At 37.2% G+C, this 18748-nt stretch carries 13 protein-coding genes and 7 pseudogenes; 14 read left to right on the top strand and 6 right to left on the bottom strand.

Annotation, left to right across the window (positions count from 1 at the left end; translation table 11 throughout):
- The first annotated feature begins 51 nt into the window (after positions 1–51).
- Positions 52–1369 (top strand): annotated as a pseudogene (locus LZ575_RS01685) (MFS transporter).
- A gap of 45 nt (positions 1370–1414) precedes the next feature.
- Here the strand turns inward: LZ575_RS01685 and LZ575_RS01690 are convergent.
- From LZ575_RS01690 to LZ575_RS01705, 4 genes are read right to left on the bottom strand one after another with little or no spacing between them, the layout of a single operon-like run.
- The gene (locus tag LZ575_RS01690; protein WP_235327934.1) at positions 1415–2149 is read right to left on the bottom strand and encodes a head GIN domain-containing protein; all 735 of its coding nucleotides are present in this window, start codon (positions 2147–2149) and stop codon (positions 1415–1417) included.
- A 25-nt stretch (positions 2150–2174) separates the two neighbouring features.
- Positions 2175–3272 (bottom strand): hypothetical protein, encoded by a 1098-nt coding sequence (locus tag LZ575_RS01695; RefSeq protein ID WP_235327936.1) that lies wholly within the window; start codon positions 3270–3272, stop codon positions 2175–2177.
- The gene (locus LZ575_RS01700; RefSeq protein WP_235327939.1) at positions 3253–3813 is read right to left on the bottom strand and encodes a DUF4179 domain-containing protein; all 561 of its coding nucleotides are present in this window, start codon (positions 3811–3813) and stop codon (positions 3253–3255) included. The genes LZ575_RS01695 and LZ575_RS01700 overlap by 20 nt, the downstream gene beginning before the upstream one ends.
- Positions 3803–4363 (bottom strand): RNA polymerase sigma factor, encoded by a 561-nt coding sequence (locus LZ575_RS01705; protein ID WP_235327941.1) that lies wholly within the window; start codon positions 4361–4363, stop codon positions 3803–3805. Before LZ575_RS01705 ends, LZ575_RS01700 begins: the two co-directional genes overlap by 11 nt.
- Before the next feature lie 215 nt (positions 4364–4578).
- Here LZ575_RS01705 and lon point away from each other — a divergent pair.
- The 13 genes and pseudogenes from lon (at position 4579) to LZ575_RS01770 (ending at position 17671) form a co-directional block, all read left to right on the top strand.
- Positions 4579–7032 (top strand): annotated as a pseudogene (gene lon / locus LZ575_RS01710) (endopeptidase La).
- A 75-nt stretch (positions 7033–7107) separates the two neighbouring features.
- On the top strand, positions 7108–7251 hold the full coding sequence (locus LZ575_RS01715) for a (d)CMP kinase (protein ID WP_235327943.1): 144 nt from the start codon (positions 7108–7110) through the stop codon (positions 7249–7251).
- Positions 7186–7817, top strand: a pseudogene (gene cmk / locus LZ575_RS01720) ((d)CMP kinase); the annotation flags it as partial. The gene LZ575_RS01715 and the pseudogene cmk, both read left to right, overlap by 66 nt.
- A gap of 184 nt (positions 7818–8001) precedes the next feature.
- On the top strand, positions 8002–9831 hold the full coding sequence (gene rpsA / locus LZ575_RS01725) for a 30S ribosomal protein S1 (RefSeq protein ID WP_235327945.1): 1830 nt from the start codon (positions 8002–8004) through the stop codon (positions 9829–9831).
- Between the two features lie 177 nt (positions 9832–10008).
- Positions 10009–10555 (top strand): annotated as a pseudogene (gene pyrR, locus LZ575_RS01730) (bifunctional pyr operon transcriptional regulator/uracil phosphoribosyltransferase PyrR).
- A 3-nt stretch (positions 10556–10558) separates the two neighbouring features.
- Positions 10559–11488: an aspartate carbamoyltransferase catalytic subunit gene (locus tag LZ575_RS01735; RefSeq protein ID WP_235327947.1), complete on the top strand. Its 930-nt coding sequence runs from the start codon at positions 10559–10561 to the stop codon at positions 11486–11488.
- Between the two features lie 10 nt (positions 11489–11498).
- On the top strand, positions 11499–11831 hold the full coding sequence (locus LZ575_RS01740) for a ribonuclease Z (RefSeq protein ID WP_235327949.1): 333 nt from the start codon (positions 11499–11501) through the stop codon (positions 11829–11831).
- 43 nt (positions 11832–11874) lie between these two features.
- Positions 11875–12781, top strand: a pseudogene (locus tag LZ575_RS01745) (ribonuclease Z).
- Positions 12782–13534: 753 nt separating this feature from the next.
- Entirely contained in the window at positions 13535–14179 is a 645-nt protein-coding gene (gene pdxH / locus LZ575_RS01750; RefSeq protein WP_235327951.1) for a pyridoxamine 5'-phosphate oxidase, read from the top strand.
- Entirely contained in the window at positions 14179–14664 is a 486-nt protein-coding gene (locus LZ575_RS01755; protein WP_235327953.1) for a histidine phosphatase family protein, read from the top strand. The genes pdxH and LZ575_RS01755 overlap by 1 nt, the downstream gene beginning before the upstream one ends.
- A 5-nt stretch (positions 14665–14669) precedes the next feature.
- Positions 14670–16124, top strand: a pseudogene (locus LZ575_RS01760) (polyphosphate kinase 1); the annotation flags it as partial.
- A 63-nt stretch (positions 16125–16187) separates the two neighbouring features.
- On the top strand, positions 16188–16769 hold the full coding sequence (locus LZ575_RS01765; protein ID WP_235330654.1) for a phospholipase D-like domain-containing protein: 582 nt from the start codon (positions 16188–16190) through the stop codon (positions 16767–16769).
- Positions 16766–17671 (top strand): Ppx/GppA phosphatase family protein, encoded by a 906-nt coding sequence (locus tag LZ575_RS01770; RefSeq protein WP_235327955.1) that lies wholly within the window; start codon positions 16766–16768, stop codon positions 17669–17671. The genes LZ575_RS01765 and LZ575_RS01770 overlap by 4 nt, the downstream gene beginning before the upstream one ends.
- Here the strand turns inward: LZ575_RS01770 and LZ575_RS01775 are convergent.
- Positions 17668–18251 (bottom strand): annotated as a pseudogene (locus LZ575_RS01775) (tRNA-(ms[2]io[6]A)-hydroxylase). The gene LZ575_RS01770 and the pseudogene LZ575_RS01775 overlap by 4 nt on opposite strands.
- A gap of 2 nt (positions 18252–18253) precedes the next feature.
- Positions 18254–18460, bottom strand: coding sequence for a hypothetical protein (locus LZ575_RS01780; RefSeq protein ID WP_235327957.1), 207 nt, complete (start codon positions 18458–18460; stop codon positions 18254–18256).
- Between the last annotated feature and the right edge of the window lie 288 nt (positions 18461–18748).

Genomic DNA, 18748 nt, shown 5'->3' on the forward strand with positions numbered 1-18748 from the left:
AATAAAGTAAGAAGCTGCTCAATACGGGCAGCTTTTTTTTATTTTTAAAAAATGAAAGATCTCCCCAAAGGAAGTAAAAAGTTGTTGAATGCCTGGGCATTTTACGACTGGGCAAATTCAGTTTACAGCCTTGTAATTGCCAGTGCGATTTTCCCCATTTTTTATGGTGCTATTACCATTGTTAAAGATGACTCAGGCAAAGTTTTAAGTGACTCTGTCCACTTCCTTGGAATAAATTTTAACAATGATTCCCTTATAAGCTATGTCACTGCCCTCGCTTTCCTGGTAGTTTCAATTATTAGTCCCTTTCTCTCCGGAATATCTGATTTTGTAGGAAACAAAAAATCCTTTCTTAAGTTCTTCTGTTATCTGGGAGCGATTTCATGTATAGGCTTGTTTTGGTTTGACCTGAATTTTTTGTGGTTTGGACTATTGTGTTATTTCCTCGCTCTCGTAGGGTTTTGGGCCAGCCTCGTGTTTTATAATTCTTACCTGCCCGATATTGCTTTTCCCGATCAACAGGATAAAATAAGTGCAAAGGGCTTCTCGCTTGGTTACATTGGGAGCGTTATACTTTTGATCTTATGTCTTGTAATGATCCTAAAGTTTGAATGGTTTGGTTTTGAGGATGAAGGTTTACCCACACGCTTATCTTTCGTTTTAACCGGGGTTTGGTGGATTGGTTTCAGCCAGTATACTTATTATTATCTCCCCAAAGGAAATAAAAAACAGGCCATGACAAGGAATGTTTTATTTAATGGCTATAGGGAATTAAGGTATATCTGGAATTCTATGGAAGATCAAATAAGGCTGAAGCGTTTCCTTATAGCATTTTTCACCTATAGCATGGGAGTTCAAACTATAATGCTTATTGCGACATATTTTGGAATAGAGGAACTTGATTGGGGAGAACAGAACGCTACTACAGGGCTTATTATTAGTATTCTTTTGATCCAGTTAGTAGCAGTGGCAGGTGCAACCCTAACTTCGAGGCTGGCGTTGCGAATTGGAAATGTAAAAGTTCTTATTTATCTCAACCTTTTTTGGATTGGTATCTGCGCCTATGCATACTTTATTACTACACCTCAACAATTTTATGTAGCTGCTGCGGCAGTAGGTTTAATAATGGGTGGTATACAGGCATTATCCCGTTCTACTTATTCAAAGTTACTTCCTGAAACCAGGGATACAGCCAGCTACTTCAGTTTTTACGATGTTTCAGAAAAAATAGGGATAGTTATTGGAATGTCTATTTATGGTGCAGTAGCCCAGTATCTCCAGTAGCGTACGAAATGCCATTCCTTTCCTCATAATATTTTTCATTGGTGGCGTTATTTTGTTGTGGAGAGTACCGAAAGAAAGGGTATAAAAAAAGGCCGTTTCTACGGCCCCTCAAAAAATCAAACAAAAATTTTTAGCTTTTTGAAACCGATCCAGATCCTGAAGTTTTAAAGTTCTGTTTATCCGGATTCCCTCTGTACTTAATATCTCCTGAACCTGATATCCGTGCAGCAAGTTCGCTTTCTACGGAAACCTCTATGTCTCCCGATCCTGTCACAGATGCTTTAACCATTTCGGTTTTAAGGTCGTAAGCCAGGAAATCACCCGAGCCTGTTACGGTACAGTCAAGTGTTCTTGCTCTTCCTTTCAATTTTACGTCTCCGGAACCTGTAACTGTTCCTTCCAAATCTTCTACTTCAAGGTTCAGGTTCATATTTCCGGAACCGGTAACGGTAAGCTTAAAATTTTCTGCACGAATTACATCGCTGTTCTTAATATGGCCTGATCCTGTTAAAGTTACCGCATCCAGATCTTCAAAAGGTACAGTAATTTTAATGGGATAATTTCTCGATGGCTCCAGGTTTACGCCTTTACGCACAGAAATTTTCAACTGGCCATTACTTACTTCTGTCTCGAGATACTCCAGGAGGTTACTTTCAGCTTCAAGATCAATTTTTCCTTCTTTCCCGGCAACCAGTTGTACATCCATCATGCCTGTTACGGCTACGCGGTCATAATTGTCTACTGTTCTTGTTTGTTGCTTAACATCTTTATTACCCGTTACTTTTGTTGAATTACTCCACCACTGGGCGTTCACAGAATTTGCCGATAATATCACGACACTGAAAATTAAAATAAAATTTTTCATGTTTAATGGTTTTTTTAATTGATGATTATTGTTGTTGAAATGATATTGTAGCATAACTTGAATTTATCGTGATGTTACTGCTATTTGACCTGTTGAGATAATAACCGGAATAAGATTTACTGGTATTGTTATCATTCTGCTTATTAACCTCAAAGTTATTTATTCCTTTCACGCTTCCGTAGGAGGTATTAAAAGAGAAACTGAATGGATGGTTTGCATCATAACCTATCTTAAGTCCTGTATAGTCGCTGTTGATTTTAACTTCACCTGCTCCTTTTACTATCCTGTCTATTGATGCGCTGCCATAATCAAATTTTAGATCTGCAGTTTGATGAAGGTCACCAATTCGTGTGCTTAAATAATCTCCTGAGCCTGTAATACGCTTTACCTTATCTACAGTTAAACTTCCGTAATCACAACTAAACTGTAGCAGTTCAATTCTATTAAAATTAGAATTTGTATAATCGGCATTAAGGTCTACAGATCCTGCATCTTCTACAGTAAATTCAGAATAATCTGCATTTATAATAGCTCGGTTTATATATCCAAACTGGCTGTTTCGGGAGTAATCAAAACTAATGTGGTTACTGCTGCCTCGCAATTCGCCCAGATCGAGCCTTCCGTAGTCACAACTAATCTTGGCATTACCTGTTAACTTATCGAGGAAGATGCTTCCGTAGTCATTACTAAGATCTACATTATTCGTAGCAGGAGCTCTTACAATATAATTTATCTCCATATTTACATTGCTGCTTCCGCTGAACAAAGAGCCTATCCAGGAGCTGTTTTGTTTGGCAAAGGTGGTACGGGCACTTACTCCCGAAGATGTTTGCTGAAAATCAACATTTATTTCATCAAGCTTCTCTCGTACTTTTTGCTCGTCATTGCCGTTTGCTTTAATTATTACTTCTATACTAACGGTATTTTGGTTCCAGGTCTTGAGATCGATATTACCGTAACTGTTATCTATCTTAAGTGTAGCATCGGCTGCCACTTTATAGGTTTTATTGATCTTTTTCTCCCGGGTGTGTTTACCGCTAAGATCACCAGGGCCATTTTCAGCCACGAGAATAGAGGGGGAGAGGGCAATTAAAAGTAATAGTTTATATAAAGTTGTTTTCATTGTTAGGGTTTTTAAGTTCTTTAATAGTTTCAATATGTTCTAAAACGTTGTTCAATAAATCTATACGCTGCTGAAGGTTGGTGATCATAGCAGAAATCACCCGCTTATCCTGGCCGCTCTTCTTTAAGTCTTCCTTCAATTTTTCATAATCATTATCCAGCTTTTCCATTTGGAGTAAAGCGTCCTTTACTATAGCTTGGGTTGCAGGAGAATCTTCTGCTTTGACTTTTGCCAGTTCTGTCCTAATAAGATTGGTGTAAAATTGATGCGTCTCCTTCATTTCGGGAGAGATCCCGGCCAAATCACCTGAATTTGAAAGGCTGGTGGTGCCTATTAGATTTCCTGCCACAAGAAAAATTATTGTAAGACAGGCTGCAATAGCTACAATTGGGCTCCACAGCATTCTAATTTTACCTCCCTTTGGAGGTTTGTTTTTTTCAGCCTTGAGTTTGTTAAGGAACCTCGCCTGATGCCCTTCTGTGGGTTCAGCAATGTCAAAGTTCTCTTCTTTGAACAAATCATCAAATTTATTATAATCCATATTCTTCAAGTTTTTTCCGAAGGCTTTCCTTTGCCCGGGAGATTGATGTCCTGCAGTTGGCAGAACTTAAACCTAGTATTTCGCAAATTTCATCGTAATCGTAACCTTCAATTAAATGTAGGGTAAGGATGATCCTGTAACTCTCCTTTAAACTGTTCATAGCTTTCAGGACTTTTTGAACTTTTGTATTCGTTTCTTCAGCAGCTACGTCTATTCCTTCATTTTCCTCCAGCTCGTGTTTAAATTCATCCTCATAAGAGAGGTTTTTATATTTCGAACTTTTATTGAAGGAGTTGATACTCAAATTCACAGTAATTTTTTTAAGCCAGGCACCAAAAGTGGATTTTCCCTGAAACGTCTTTAATTTAGAGAAAGCCTTTATAAACGCCTCCTGCATGATGTCTTCAGCTTCTGCCTGATCATTTACTATCCTAAGGGCAGTATTATACATGGCTTTATAATATTTATTATAAATTTCCATTTGTGCACGTTGATCGCCTTTTATGCAACGGGCAACTAGTTCGTCTATATAAGTGATGGTTGGTGTCAAAAAAATAACTTAAGCTCTATAATAAAGATAGGTGTGTTTTTAAATTGTTACAGTTTCAGGAAAATTTTTTTCAATTCTTTTGGTGGCATAAGAATTGAATTAGTACGAACGAGTAAATACCTTGATCTCACTGCCTGAGGCTTATGTATAAATAAGTTGCAGTGAAGTAAAGAATAAATAACCAGCTGTTGTGACAGTTTGACCTAAAAAAAGATATGGCTAAATCTAAAATAATGAATATTGACAGTTTGTCATTACAGGGAATAGACGAGGATGCAGAGTTAATTCCTTTAATGACTCCTGAAGATGAAGAAGAAATAAATAAAGAAGACCTCCCGGATGTTCTGCCCATTTTACCCTTACGTAATACAGTTCTATTTCCAGGGGTAGTAATTCCTATTACAGCAGGAAGGGATACTTCAATAAAATTAATTAATGATGCTAATAACGGTACCAAAGTTATTGGCGTGGTTGCGCAAAAGGATGAGGAGGTAGAGAATCCCAAAACAAAGGATATACACAATACTTGTGTAGTTGCAAGAATACTTCGGGTGCTTAAAATGCCCGATGGTAACACAACAGTAATTATCCAGGGAAAAAAACGCTTTAAGATCGGGGAAGTAATATCAGATAAACCGTATTTATCAGCAACTATAAACGAAGTACCGGAAGAGCGCCCGGAAGTTGATAATGCAGAGTTTGGTGCTATAATAGAGTCCATTAAAGATCTTGCGCTTCAAATAATAAAGGGCAGTCCTAATATACCTACAGAAGCATCTTTTGCTATAAAGAACATTGAAAGCCCGTCTTTCCTTATAAACTTTGTTTCTTCTAATATGAATCTTACAGTAGAAGAAAAGCAACAGCTTTTGGAAACAAATAATCTTAAGGACAGGGCTCTTGCGACTTTGAAGTATATGAATGTTGAGTTCCAGAAGCTGGAATTGAAGAACGATATCCAGAGCAAGGTGCAAAGCGATATGAGCCAGCAGCAGCGGGAGTATTTTCTACACCAGCAAATGAAAACCATTCAGGAAGAACTGGGTGGGGTATCTCATGAAGATGAAGTGGAGGAAATGCGTGTTCGCGCAAAAAAGAAAAAATGGGATGAGAAAGTAAAAAAGCATTTTAATAAAGAGCTTGCTAAAATGCAGCGAATGAATCCTCAGGTAGCAGAGTATTCTATTCAACGTAATTATCTTGATCTTTTTCTTGATCTTCCCTGGAATGATTTCAGCAAAGATAAATTTGACCTGAAACGGGCGCAACGTATTTTGGACCGGGACCATTACGGTCTTGAAGATGTAAAGAAGCGAATCATTGAATATCTCGCAGTTCTTAAATTGAGGAACGATATGAAGTCACCAATCCTGTGTCTTTATGGACCTCCGGGAGTTGGTAAAACTTCTTTAGGTAAATCTGTAGCCGAGGCTTTAGGGCGTGAGTATGTTAGGGTTTCTTTAGGGGGTTTACGCGATGAGGCCGAAATAAGAGGACACAGAAAAACGTATATAGGTGCAATGCCGGGAAGAATAGTTCAAAGTCTTAAGAAAGCGGGAACAAGTAATCCGGTTTTCGTTCTTGATGAGATTGATAAGCTGGCAAGCGGTAACCAGGGGGATCCTTCTTCAGCTTTACTGGAGGTTCTGGATCCTGAGCAAAACAGTGAGTTTCATGATAATTTCCTGGAGATGGGATTTGACCTTTCCAAGGTTATGTTTATTGCTACGGCAAACAGTTTAAATACTATTCAGCCTGCATTAAGAGACCGTATGGAAATAATCAATGTAACAGGTTATACAATAGAAGAGAAGGTAGAAATTGCAAAACAGCATTTACTTCCAAAACAGCTTGAGGAACACGGCTTGACTAAAGAGAATTTGAAAGTGGCCAAACCGCAACTGGAAAAGATCATTGAAGGGTACACAAGAGAATCGGGAGTTCGGGGACTTGAAAAGCAAATCGCAAAAGTGGTAAGGTACGCTGCCAAGAATATTGCGATGGATGAAAAATATAATATCAAAATAAGCAATGAAGATGTTATAGAAATACTTGGAAGTCCGCGTCTGGAGAGAGATAAATATGAGAATAATGATGTTGCGGGAGTTGTGACTAAGTCTTGCCTGGACCCAGGTAGGGGGAGATATTCTTTTTATAGAATCCATACTTTCCCAGGGCAAGGGTAACCTTAATATAACAGGTAATCTTGGGAAGGTGATGAAAGAATCAGCTACCATTGCAATGGAGTACATTAAATCAAATGCCGATAAATGGGGAATTTCTCCTGATGTCTTTAATAAGTATAACGTACACATTCACGTGCCTGAAGGTGCAACTCCAAAAGATGGACCAAGTGCAGGAATTACTATGTTAACCTCGCTGGTTTCACTCTTTACTCAACGTAAAGTAAAGAAGAGTATAGCAATGACGGGAGAAATTACTTTAAGAGGTAAAGTTCTGCTTAGGTAGGAGGGATCAAAGAAAAGATCCTGGCTGCAAAAAGAGCAAGTATTAAAGAGATCATTCTTTGTAAAGACAACGAAAGGGACATTGCTGAAATTAAGGACGAATATTTAAAAGGCCTTACTTTTCATTATGTAAAAGAGATGAGTGAAGTAATAGATATTGCGCTCACCCGGGAACAGGTGGAGAACGCCAAGTCTCTGTAAATAATTAGCCTCTTTTAAAGGGGCTTTTTTTTTGCTCTTTTATAAATCTCTACCTTTGCCAAAATCTTAAATTCAATGAATAAAAACATTACCATTGCTATAGATGGATTTTCTTCAACAGGTAAAAGTACTGTTGCAAGACAGTTAGCCAAGGAACTGGGATATGTCTATGTGGACAGCTTAGTGCTATGTACAGAGCCGTCACCTTATTTGCAATGAGAAATTCTTTTATTTCTGAAGATGGATTAAACAAAGAATCCTTAATTAATAAACTTCCTTCTATAAACCTTAAGTTCATTTTTGACACTAATATAGGTTATGCCGCTATTTACCTGAATGATGAGAATGTAGAAAAGGAGATCCGTTCCATGGATGTTTCCAACTACGTGAGTAAAGTGGCCGCTATTTCCCAGGTAAGAGAAAAGCTGGTATCTCAACAACAAATTATGGGAAAAGAAAAAGGCGTTGTTATGGACGGGAGGGACATTGGCACCGTAGTTTTTCCCGATGCTGAATTAAAATTGTATATGACCGCTACTGCGGAAGAAAGAGCAAAGAGAAGATTTTTTGAACTGAAGGAAAAAGGTGATAATGTTGAGTATGAAGCAGTGTTGAAAAACGTCCAGGAGCGGGATTTTCTTGATACCACAAGAGAAGATTCTCCTCTGGTAAAAGCTGAGGATGCCATAGAAATAGACAATTCTTCCCTAAATATAGATCAACAGTTTCAGAAAATTAGGGATCTCGCCCTTTCAAAAATTTCAGAAGTAAATTCTACTGAATAATTCTTCTACTTAATTTGTTTTCAGTCCTTTTGATTTACAGAAAATAGTTGTATTTTTGCAGACCTTTTTCGGCAAAATAAAGGAAAAAGAAAAGGGTTGAAAATCAAAACAATAATCGCTTCTGTGTCTTTTATTGCCTGAATTTTTTCCGAAGGTTCACAGGATACAAATATTACAATCAGCAATGGCTGAAGAAAACAAAAATCAAGACGTTCAGGAAGTAGCAGGTATGGACACTGCTTCTCAACCGGACACAGTTGCACAGCAACAAAACCCTGAGAAATTTCTTGCAGATTTTAACTGGCACAACTACGAGGAAGGTATAGATCCTGTAGATGATCAAAAGCTTGAAGAATTTGAGAAGCTTGTTTCAGAAAATTTCGTAGACACTTTAGATGATGAGGTTACAACAGGAAAAGTAATTAATATTACAGATCGTGATGCAATCATTGACATTAATGCTAAGAGTGAAGGTGTTATTTCCCTTAACGAATTTCGTTACAATCCAGATCTAAAAGTAGGTGATGAGGTTGAAGTTTTAATTGATGTGCGTGAAGATGCTACAGGACAATTAATTCTTTCTCACCGTAAGGCCCGAGTTATTATGGCCTGGGATCGTGTAAATAAAGCTCACGACGAAAGTTTAATAGTAAATGGTTTTGTAAAATGTCGTACCAAAGGTGGTATGATCGTAGACGTATTTGGAATTGAGGCTTTCCTTCCGGGATCTCAAATCGACGTAAAACCAATTAGGGATTACGATGCATACGTTGGTAAGACTATGGAATTTAAAGTTGTTAAGATCAACCACGAATTCAAGAACGTAGTAGTATCTCACAAAGCTCTTATTGAAGCTGATATTGAAGAGCAGAAGAAAGAGATCATTGGTCAGTTAGAAAAAGGTCAGGTACTTGAAGGTACTGTTAAGAACATTACTTCTTACGGTGTATTCGTAGACCTTGGCGGTGTAGATGGACTTATCCACATTACAGATCTTAGCTGGTCACGTATTAACCATCCAAATGAGATCGTTGAACTTGATCAAAAACTTAATGTTGTTATTCTTGACTTTGATGAAGCTAAGACAAGAATTCAATTAGGTCTTAAGCAATTACACAAACACCCATGGGAAGCTCTTGATGAGAATCTTGCTGTAGGTGATAAAGTAAAAGGTAAAGTAGTTGTAATCGCAGATTACGGTGCATTTATCGAAGTTGCTGAAGGTGTTGAAGGTCTTATCCACGTTTCTGAAATGTCATGGAGCACGCATTTGCGTTCTGCCCAGGATTTCGTGAAAGTAGGGGATGAGGTTGAAGCTCAAATCTTAACTTTAGATCGTGATGATCGTAAAATGTCTCTTGGAATTAAGCAATTAACTCCAGATCCATGGACTGATATTACTTCAAAATATCCTGTAGGTTCAAGACATTCAGGTATCGTACGTAACTTCACCAACTTTGGTGTTTTCGTAGAACTTGAAGAAGGAATCGACGGACTTATTTATATCTCTGACCTTTCATGGACCAAGAAGATCAAGCATCCAAGTGAATTTACTAATGTAGGTGATACTTTGGAAGTTGTTGTATTAGAATTAGATGTTGATGGACGTAAACTTAGTTTAGGTCACAAACAAACTGAATCTAATCCTTGGGATAAGTATGAAACTGAGTTTGCTGTAGGTACAACTCACACTGCAGAAATTTCTGAAATAGTAGACAAAGGTGCGACTATCGAGTTTAATGAAGATATCACAGCTTTTGTTCCTACCCGTCACCTTGAAAAAGAAGATGGTAAGAAATTAAAGCAGGGAGAAAGTGCAGAGTTCCAAATCATTGAATTCAATAAAGAATTTAAGAGAGTGGTAGCTTCTCACACTGCAATCCACAAAGAAGAAGAGCAGCAAATAGTGAAGCAGGCAGCTAAAAAAGCTGCATCACAAAACAATGAAAAGACAACCATTGGTGATGTGAATGCTGAGCTACAAGCTCTTAAAGATAAGATGGAAGGAAAATAAATTTCTTTTTATCATAATAATGAACCTCCTTGGGAAACTAAGGAGGTTTTTTTATGTAAGGACTTTTTACAGTAAATATTAAGAAAGCATTTTAGATAACACCAGTTATTCTTATTCCGCCGTAGAAAAATATAAAATTATCTTACTTTTGTTTCTGAACTTCAGCCTAAAAAAATTATGAGCCAAAAAGTGTTGCTTAATTCTAAAGAGATCAACATAATACTTCATCGTTTGGCCTGCCAGTTAATTGAAAATCATCCCGGATTAGAAAATACAGTTCTCATAGGGATCCAGCCCAGGGGGATCTATCTCGCGAACAGAATTATTAAGATCCTGGAAGAAGACTATGGTATAAATAATATTCTTTCCGGCCAATTAGATATTACCTTTTACAGAGATGATTTTAGAAGAAGCGATAAACCCCTGGAAGCCAATAAAACTAAAATAGATTTTATTGTTGAAGACAAACAAGTGGTGTTTATAGATGATGTACTGTACACAGGCCGAAGCATTCGCGCAGCCCTTACTGCTATTCAATCTTTTGGGCGGCCGAAGGAAATTGAACTACTCACTTTGATAGACCGAAGATTTAGCTAAGCATTTGCCCATACAACCCGATTATAACGGAAGACAGGTGGATGCTATAAACGATGAACAGGTAAAAGTACACTGGAAGGAAAACTACGGCGAAGATGCAGTTTATCTTATGCCTAAACAACAATAGTCAATGAACGAATTAAGTGTAAACCACTTACTGGGAATTAAGTATCTTAACCAGAACGATATTGAGCTTATTTTTAAAACAGCCGATCATTTTAAGGAAGTAATCAATAGACCCATTAAAAAAGTTCCTTCTCTGCGGGATATAACAATTGCCAATTTATTTTTTGAGAACAGCACCAGGACAAGATTATCTTTTGAACTAGCCGAAAAAAGGCTAAGTGCAGATGTTATAAATTTTTCTGCCTCCAGCTCTTCGGTCACGAAAGGGGAGACTCTTATAGATACTGTAAATAACATCCTTTCTATGAAAGTAGATATGGTTGTAATGAGACATCCCAACCCTGGAGCAGGAATTTTTTTATCCAGAAATGTTGAGGCCAGTATAATCAATGCCGGAGATGGAACCCACGAACATCCTACACAGGCGCTTCTTGATTCCTATTCAATAAGAGAAAAACTGGGAGAAGTGAAAGGCAAAAAAGTAGTTATAGTAGGGGATATTTTACATAGCAGGGTTGCCCTTTCTAACATATTTGCTTTACGTCTTCAGGGAGCAGAAGTAAAGGTATGCGGTCCAAAAACCTTAATTCCAAAACATATTGAATCATTAGGAGTAAAAGTGGAAACAAATCTAAGAAAAGCTCTTGAATGGTGTGATGTGGCAAACATGTTGCGGGTTCAAAATGAGAGGATGGAAATAAGTTATTTTCCCAGCACAAGAGAATACACGCAGCAGTTTGGACTTAATAAGCAAATTCTAGATTCACTGGAGAAAAAAATTGTTGTTATGCACCCTGGACCCATTAACAGGGGAGTAGAAATTACAAGTGACGTGGCAGATTCGAAGCAGGCTATCATTCTTGACCAGGTTCAAAATGGAGTAGCGATTCGAATGGCCGTAATTTATTTGCTGGCTTCTAAGATAAAACCTTAAAAAAGCAGTCATGAAAGTTATTCAGAAGGAAAATTACATAATTATAGAAGGTAACAATGATGATTTGGGTGGACTTGCCACATTAATTTCACAGGAACACAAAGAAATCCAGAAGGATAATGTGGTTATAGATATTTTAGCTAAAGAAGATCTTAAAGAAAAGGATCTTCTGGTTTTCCTGGAAATTTCAAATCTTCACAGGCTTCAAAAGAAATCATTTGTAATTGCTGCCAGAGAGATGTCTTTTGATAATATTCCGGAAGAATTAATTGTGGTTCCAAGTTTAAGGGAGGCAGAAGACATTATTAATATGGAAGAGCTGGAGAGAGAACTTGAGCACTAACTTTTTTTCTGAAATATTTACCTGAAGCAGGGTACCTGAAACAATGAAACTTACAATATTAGGTTGTTATGCCGCCACTCCCAGATCTTTTACTAATCCTTCTTCGCAGGTACTGGAGATAAAAGGCCATAAATTTTTAATAGATTGTGGTGAAGGCACCCAGGTTGAATTAAGACGGAATAAAGTAAAATTTGGAAAAATTCAACACATCTTCATCTCTCACCTGCACGGGGATCATTGCTTCGGGCTTGTAGGCCTCATTTCAACCTTTAGATTACTCAATCGAAAATCTGATCTCCACATTTATGCCCCTAAAGGAATAAAAGAGATTATTACTCTCCAGTTAAAACTCTCAAACTCCTGGACAAATTACCCCCTGCACTTTCACGAACTTGAAGGTAAAGAACCAGAGATCATTTATGAAGATGATAAAGTGACGGTAGAGACGATCCCTTTGGAAGCACCGCATTTACACAAATGGCTTTTTATTTAAAGAGAAGCCGGGGCTTCGGAAGCTCTTAATTAACGAGATTGCTCAACATAAAATTGACGTTTCCTTGTACCAGAGCGTGAAGATGGGAAAGAACGTGGTTTCTGAAGACGGAGAAGTTATAGATAACCAGTTGGTAACGGCACCGCCAGATCCTCCAAAAAGTTATGCTTATTGCAGTGACACTGTTTTTGATCCCGGTATCGTAGATCAAATTAAAGAGGTTTCTTTACTATATCACGAATCTACATTTTTAGAGGAAAACGCTGAGCTGGCTTTTCCTACTAAACATTCCACAGCCATCCAGGCCGCGACTATCGCTAGAGATGCTAAAGCAAATCAACTTCTCCTTGGTCATTTTTCTACAAGATATGGAGATCTTGAACAATTTAGAACAGAAGCAAAGACAGTTTTTCCAAAAGTTGAACTTGCTGACGACGGAAAAATCTTCAACTTCTAAATGACCATTCCCGTATTTCACACTTTTAAAATGTAAGAATTAACTTACTTTTTTAGTTAATGTTCACCATAGATCCTCTAAATGAAGACCTACATGTGTTTTTAATCGATTATTTTTGTATTTTGGCTAGTGTAAATTCAACAGTAATTTGAAGTAGCTTCATATTTGAGATTGGTTAGTTTTATTGAGAGGGGTCTGACAATTTTTTGTCAGACCTTTCTTTAAAAAAACCAGATCCGGGCTTTAGGTCGACCAAGTAATCCTACGAAGTTTATAAAGTTTTTTCAGCCGAAGGTCTAAGTTGATGAAAAGTAATTCAAATAAAAAAGATCTATTCAGCCGGATATCTACCATCTTCAATTAAACTCACGGGATATTTCACCTACATTCTTCTTTTTAGTTTTTTTAGAAAAATTAAAGCTTCCCGGTTTAATTCTACAATTCAACAACCTTGTTTCTGTTGGATATGTCATATTTCTGCTAAATGTTGTTTCAAAATTTCTATTACCGTCTGCTTTAAAGAAAGCAATTTGTGTATTGGTCTTATTTAGAGGATTTGCAGAGGCGTTAGTTATTGCCTTTTAATTACAGAATGAGTCAGCTGTCTCTTTCAGAACAACAGGCTTCAGAAACCAAAAACTTTAAATACGGTACTGAAGATAGGAGTAAAATAGCTGATTTGGTCCTGAAAATCTTAGGGATTCATTTTCTTTCTTACTTGCAAAACTTGTAAATTGCAGCAAATAGCAATCTATGAGTAAAAGTCTGGCAGATTTCCGGCGGATCTATTCCAAAGGCCAGTTAATGGAAGCTGAAATTCCCGATGATCCTCTTAATTTATTTCAGGTGTGGTTTGAGCAGATGGAGAAAATTAAAGACCTGGTGGAGGTTAATGCAATGACAATTTCCACAATGGGATTAGACGGTTTTCCAAAAAACAGGGTTGTTCTATTAAAAGAATTTGGAGCTGAAGGTTTTACATTTTTTACAAATTACAATTCAGAAAAAGCGGAAGCTCTTAAAGCTAATCCTCATATTTGTCTCTCTTTCTTTTGGGCAGAACTTGAGCGGCAGGTAATAATAAAAGGAAAAGCAGAAAAATGTTCAGAAGAGAGATCTACTGAATACTTTCAATCCAGGCCCCGGGGTAGTCAAATAGGAGCTTGGGCGTCCAACCAAAGCAGGGAAATAGCTTCGAGGGAAGTATTGGAAGAATCTGTGAGGGAACTGGAAAACAAATTTGTAAATAAAGATATTCCGAAACCCGAATTTTGGGGTGGATATTTAGTTCGTCCCGTTTCTATTGAATTTTGGCAGGGGCGACCCAACAGGCTTCACGACAGGATTTTGTATACAAAAGAAAATGAGCAATGGCTCACTAAACGACTTGCACCATAATGAAAAGACTCATACTTGTAAGACATGGGAAATCCTCCTGGAAATATGATGTTGCAGATGACAAAAGACCTCTGAAAAAACGAGGCTTTGCAGATGGGGAACTCATTTCTGAAGCTTTTAAAAGATTTCAGGACCATCCTATCCTAATATGGACCAGTCCTGCGGTAAGAGCCTATGAGACTGCAAAAATTTTTAAAGATAAACTTGAGGTGGAGGATCAGGATTTCGTAATAAAATCCCAGCTCTATACTTTTAATCAAAGTTCCCTGTTAACTCAAATAGGAACCTGTGAACCTTCGGTAAATGAATTAATGATATTTGGTCATAACCCGGCTATGACGCAAGTGGTGAATTCCATAGGTGATAAAACCTTTAGTAATATTCCTACTACAGGGTTAACTATAATAGACTTCGAAACCAGGGACTGGAACGACCTCAAAAATGGAAAAACTATTCTCAATTTATTTCCTAAAAATTTACGATAAACCTTATGGGTAACCACCAATATATAAACAGGGAAATAAGTTGGCTTCAATTTAATGCCCGGGTACTACAGGAAGCAGAAGATGAAACTGTACCTCTTATTGAGAGACTTCGGTTCCTGGGTATTTTCTCTAATAATTTAGATGAATTTTTTAAAGTTAGATACGCTACTATTAAGCGTATTGATCTTGCGGGCAAAAGTGCCAAGAGTATATTAGGTGGTATTAAAGCCGGAAAATTACTTGAAGAAATAACCCAAATTGTAATTGAACAACAGTCAGAAAGTCTTTACGTCCTGGATAAAATCCAGAAACAATTAGAAGATTATGATATTCATATTATCAACGAAAAACAGGTTTCTTCCTCCCAGGAAACATTTATTAAAAATTATTTTCTCTCTGTTGTAAGTCCGGCCCTCGTAACAATTATCCTAAATGATCTTGTAGAGGTACCTAGCTTAAAAGATAGTGCTGCTTATCTGGCAGTTAAAATGATCATGAAAGAGGAGATCCCCCAACATGGGATTTCCAAATTACTTAATAGAAACTCGAGGGATAGGAGATATGTCCTTATTGAAATACCCCGAAGTATAGAGCGGTTTGTAGTTCTTCCGGAGGAGAATGGAAAGCAATACATCATTTTACTCGATGATCTTATAAGGTATAACCTTAAAACGATTTTTAATATTTTTGAATACGAGAGTGTTTCTGCTCATATGATCAAAATAACCCGGGATGCCGAGTTAGATATTGATAGTGATTTGAGTAAAAGCTTTATTGAAAAAGTTTCTATGAGTGTTAAAGACCGCATTAAGGGAGATCCTGTGCGGTTTGTATATGATATGAACATTGATGAGGATACTTTAAGTTTCCTTATGAATAAAATGGGGATTGATTCAACAGATAGTATAATTCCAGGGGGCCGCTATCATAACCGTCGGGATTATATGAATTTTCCGAGTTTGGGGAATGAAAAGCTGCTTTACAAAGCTATAGAACCTTTACCTATCCCGGGATTGATCCTGCAGGGAAGCTTATTGGGAATGATTGCCAAAAAAGATTATTTGCTTTATGCTCCTTATCAGGCGTTTCAATATGTCGTAAAGTTTTTAAGAGAGGCTGCATTGGACCCTAAAGTAAGATCTATAAAAATTACCATTTATCGTCTCGCTAAAATATCCCACATAGCCAGTTCTCTTATAAATGCGGTGAAAAATGGAAAAAAGGTTACGGTGCAAATAGAACTACGTGCAAGATTTGACGAAGTAGCCAATATTCGTTATGCAGAGCAAATGCAGCAGGAAGGCGTAAATCTTATTTTTGGAGTGACTAAGTCTTAAAGTGCACTGCAAAGCCTGTGTTATAGAAAGGGAGGAAGCTAAAATGCGTAGGTACGGATTTTTAAGCAAAGTAATTTTAATGAATCTACTTCCAGAATATATACAGATTACACATTATTTACAGGGAACCAGGAGCTTTTAAAAGAGTTTAATAAGGTGTTTGATTTCTTTGAAATCAACTATAAAGTGAGCAGATACAAACATCTTTTAGTTTCACCTCATTATACAAGAACTGCATTAGTAAAACTTATACAAACCGAAATTGAAAATGCTCAAAACGGTAAAAAATCTGGTATCAAACTAAAGTTAAACAGCCTTTCAGATTTTGCATTAATTGATAAATTGTACGAGGCCAGCAAGGCCGGAGTTAAGATCAAACTAATCATTAGAGGGATATGCTCTTTAATTCCGGGAGTACCGGGCTTAAGTGATAATATTGAAGCAATAAGTATTATTGATAAATTTTTGGAACACCCAAGGGTCTATATTTTTGAAAACGACGGTGACGAAAAGATTTATATTTCTTCGGCTGACTGGATGACTCGGAATATGGATTTGAGGGTGGAAATTTCCTGTCCTATATATGACGTGGAGATCAAGAAGGAAATTATGGAAACCTTTGAAATTTGCTGGAATGATAATGTGAAAGCAAGAGTTCTTTGTAAGAACCAGGATAATGCTTATCGTAGAAATGATAAAAAACCATTGCGCTCTCAATTCGCGTTATACGAATACTATCAACAAAAACTTGAAAATTTTAAAGGGTGATTGAACAAAAGAAATTTGCAGCAATAGATATAGGATCCAATGCGGTAAGGTTATTAATAATGACTATTACCGAGCAGGAAGGAAAGGAGCCGCTTTTTAAAAAGACATCTCTGGTGAGGGTGCCAATAAGATTGGGAGCAGATGTTTTTATTTCCAAATTAATTTCTGAAGAGAATATAGCAAGAATGGTAGACACTATGCAAGCCTTTAAATTACTTATGAGGTCGCATAAAATAGAAAAATATAAAGCCTGTGCTACATCTGCTATGAGGGAAGCTAAAAATGGGGAAGATGTTGCAGATCTCATACAACATAAGACCGGGGTGAAAATAGATATTATAGATGGAAATCACGAAGCTGCAATTATTGCGGCAACAGATCTAAATGCGCTTATTCAATCTGATAAAACTTATTTATATGTAGATGTGGGTGGTGGTAGTACAGAATTCACTTTATACAGTAGTGGGGAAACGGTGGCATCAAAATCCTTTAAACTGGGTACTGTTCGTCTTTTGAAAAAAAATGTAGATGAAGATTTGTGGGAGGAAGTAGAGGAGTGGATTAAGAATGTGACCAGAGATTATCCAAAAATTGATCTAATTGGTTCCGGTGGAAATATTAACAACATCTTTAAGAGCAGTGGAAAAGCAGTAGGAAAACCATTAAGCTTCTTGTATTTAAGCTCCTACTATCAACTTCTGAATTCTTTTACTTACGAAGAACGTATTACAGAACTTAATTTGAATGCAGACAGAGCCGATGTAATTATACCCGCAACAAAAATCTATTTATCTGCAATGAAATGGACCAAGGCGAGGAGAATATATGTCCCAAAAATAGGTTTGGCAGATGGCATTATTAAATCTCTCTACCAGGAAAGTATTGAGGAACAGGTAGGTTAGCCGTGAATACTTTCTTTTTTGCCCAGCTCCTTCATTATTTGAGCCTCAAATTCCAATAACTCCTGCCATTTTTTATCTACAATCTCCCGTTCCCCGTATTGTCGTGCAAAATTAAGGAAAAGGGTATAATGATTTGCCTCACTAATCATTAACTGCTAGGTAGAACTCCCGTAGTTCTTCATCTTCAAGTTGCTCTGAAAGTAACCTGAACCTTTCACAACTCCTGGCTTCTATTAATGCAGCAATTAAAAGCTAAGTGAACCATTTGTGTGACACGGCTACCTCCTTTTGGAAAAAAGTCCCTTAATTGGATAACATATTCGTCTTTCCTGTCCCAGCCCAACTTTAATCCTTTAGCCAAAAGGCGATCGTGCACCATTTTAAAATGTCCCATTTCCTCTCTTACTAAAGCAGTCATAGCTTTTACAAGTTCGCTGTATTCCGGATAAGTAACAATAAGTGAGATAGCGGTAGACGCAGCTTTTTGTTCGCACCAGGCGTGATCAATGAGGATTTCTTCAATGTTTTTATCGGCAATTTTTGCCCATCTTGGATCTGTAGGTAGTTTTAAGCCCAGCATAATTATATATCTAGATCAAATGTGGTTCGCAATTTTTCTATCAGGGGATTTTTTTCTTTTAGCTTATTATATTTTTCAATATTTGTAAAAGCATATTGCTTTGCCTTAGTCTCATTCACCTGAATTTCCAGAACAATAAATGTGTTCTGAAGCTTTTTCTTCAGAAAGCCCATCAATGGATTTTGCCCTCTCTCTAAATCCTTTTTCATAGTGTCTGCTTAAGCAATTCAATAGAAATAATATTGCCGTTTACCTTCGGCATATCGGTTTCCATAATCGAGGCGAGGATCTTTTCTCCCTTGTTTTTTAATCTATGAATATAGTCGTCCCAGGCGGCGTGAAGTTGAGTTTCAGTAAATTTTTCATTTTTCTCCTCTATAGAGGAAGCGGTTTTTCCCTGTTGCTTTGCAAGTAGTTCTTTTTTCTTTCTAATGCTGGCCAGGGATAGTCCTGAAACTTTCTCTTTTGATATCGCCGCAGTATGAGGAATGGATTCT

The sequence above is a fragment of the Antarcticibacterium sp. 1MA-6-2 genome (assembly GCF_021535135.1).
In the GTDB taxonomy this organism is placed as follows: domain Bacteria; phylum Bacteroidota; class Bacteroidia; order Flavobacteriales; family Flavobacteriaceae; genus Gillisia.

What these genes read in the sequence shown, in the direction of transcription:
- LZ575_RS01690 (WP_235327934.1), bottom strand. Translation starts at nt 2,149, where the DNA reads ATGAAAAATTTTATTTTAATTTTCAGTGTCGTGATATTATCGGCAAAT.
- LZ575_RS01695 (WP_235327936.1), bottom strand. Translation starts at nt 3,272, where the DNA reads ATGAAAACAACTTTATATAAACTATTACTTTTAATTGCCCTCTCCCCC.
- LZ575_RS01700 (WP_235327939.1), bottom strand. Translation starts at nt 3,813, where the DNA reads ATGGATTATAATAAATTTGATGATTTGTTCAAAGAAGAGAACTTTGAC.
- LZ575_RS01715 (WP_235327943.1), top strand. Translation starts at nt 7,108, where the DNA reads ATGAATAAAAACATTACCATTGCTATAGATGGATTTTCTTCAACAGGT.
- rpsA (WP_235327945.1), top strand. Translation starts at nt 8,002, where the DNA reads ATGGCTGAAGAAAACAAAAATCAAGACGTTCAGGAAGTAGCAGGTATG.
- LZ575_RS01735 (WP_235327947.1), top strand. Translation starts at nt 10,559, where the DNA reads ATGAACGAATTAAGTGTAAACCACTTACTGGGAATTAAGTATCTTAAC.
- LZ575_RS01740 (WP_235327949.1), top strand. Translation starts at nt 11,499, where the DNA reads ATGAAAGTTATTCAGAAGGAAAATTACATAATTATAGAAGGTAACAAT.
- pdxH (WP_235327951.1), top strand. Translation starts at nt 13,535, where the DNA reads ATGAGTAAAAGTCTGGCAGATTTCCGGCGGATCTATTCCAAAGGCCAG.
- LZ575_RS01755 (WP_235327953.1), top strand. Translation starts at nt 14,179, where the DNA reads ATGAAAAGACTCATACTTGTAAGACATGGGAAATCCTCCTGGAAATAT.
- LZ575_RS01780 (WP_235327957.1), bottom strand. Translation starts at nt 18,460, where the DNA reads ATGAAAAAGGATTTAGAGAGAGGGCAAAATCCATTGATGGGCTTTCTG.